The sequence below is a fragment of the Chryseobacterium sp. ON_d1 genome (assembly GCF_006829085.1).
Taxonomy (GTDB): Bacteria; Bacteroidota; Bacteroidia; order Flavobacteriales; family Weeksellaceae; genus Chryseobacterium.
In genome coordinates this window covers 1-1,627 of sequence record NZ_BJTC01000025.1, presented here as the reverse complement: position 1 = coordinate 1,627, position 1,627 = coordinate 1, and the positions used below count along the sequence as shown (strand labels likewise).

Below are 1,627 nucleotides of genomic sequence, written 5' to 3'. Positions count from 1 at the left end.
TCCAAAGACGCTCTAAAATGAGATGTTCCAGCCGCACCTTCCGGTACGGCTACCTTGTTACGACTTAGCCCTAGTTACCTGTTTTACCCTAGGCAGCTCCTGTTACGGTCACCGACTTCAGGTACCCCAGACTTCCATGGCTTGACGGGCGGTGTGTACAAGGCCCGGGAACGTATTCACCGCGCCATGGCTGATGCGCGATTACTAGCGATTCCAGCTTCATAGAGTCGAGTTGCAGACTCCAATCCGAACTGAGACCGGCTTTCGAGATTTGCATCACTTCGCAGTGTAGCTGCCCTCTGTACCGGCCATTGTATTACGTGTGTGGCCCAAGGCGTAAGGGCCGTGATGATTTGACGTCATCCCCACCTTCCTCTCTACTTGCGTAGGCAGTCTCACTAGAGTCCCCAACTTAATGATGGCAACTAGTGACAGGGGTTGCGCTCGTTGCAGGACTTAACCTAACACCTCACGGCACGAGCTGACGACAACCATGCAGCACCTTGAAAAATGTCCGAAGAAAAGTCTATTTCTAAACCTGTCATTTCCCATTTAAGCCTTGGTAAGGTTCCTCGCGTATCATCGAATTAAACCACATAATCCACCGCTTGTGCGGGCCCCCGTCAATTCCTTTGAGTTTCAAACTTGCGTTCGTACTCCCCAGGTGGCTAACTTATCACTTTCGCTTAGTCTCTGAAGCTTGCGATCCAAAAACGAGTTAGCATCGTTTACGGCGTGGACTACCAGGGTATCTAATCCTGTTCGCTCCCCACGCTTTCGTCCATCAGCGTCAGTTGTTGCTTAGTAACCTGCCTTCGCAATTGGTGTTCTAAGTAATATCTATGCATTTCACCGCTACACTACTTATTCCAGCTACTTCAACAACACTCAAGACCTGCAGTATCAATGGCAGTTTCACAGTTAAGCTGTGAGATTTCACCACTGACTTACAGATCCGCCTACGGACCCTTTAAACCCAATAAATCCGGATAACGCTTGCACCCTCCGTATTACCGCGGCTGCTGGCACGGAGTTAGCCGGTGCTTATTCGTATAGTACCTTCAGCTAGATACACGTATCTAGGTTTATCCCTATACAAAAGAAGTTTACAACCCATAGGGCCGTCGTCCTTCACGCGGGATGGCTGGATCAGGCTCGCACCCATTGTCCAATATTCCTCACTGCTGCCTCCCGTAGGAGTCTGGTCCGTGTCTCAGTACCAGTGTGGGGGATCACCCTCTCAGGCCCCCTAAAGATCGCAGACTTGGTGAGCCGTTACCTCACCAACTATCTAATCTTGCGCGTGCCCATCTCTATCCACCGGAGTTTTCAATATCCATCGATGCCGACAAATATATTATGGGGTATTAATCTTCCTTTCGAAAGGCTATCCCCCTGATAAAGGCAGGTTGCACACGTGTTCCGCACCCGTACGCCGCTCTCAAGATCCCGAAAGATCTCTACCGCTCGGCTTGCATGTGTTAGGCCTCCCGCTAGCGTTCATCCTGAGCCAGGATCAAACTCTCCATTGTATGTTTGTCTGACTCACTCAAAGTTTTTAACGCTTTAGTTTTTCCTTACTTGGTTGTTATATTGTATGTCAATGATCTTTATATCTTTCGCTTTT

1 rRNA gene is annotated in these 1,627 nt (G+C 49.3%); it reads right to left on the bottom strand.

Going from position 1 to position 1,627, the window contains the following annotated elements:
* Nucleotides 1-15: 15 nt before the first annotated feature.
* A 16S ribosomal RNA gene (locus CRS_RS24240) occupies nt 16-1,532 on the bottom strand.
* Nucleotides 1,533-1,627: the final 95 nt, after the last annotated feature.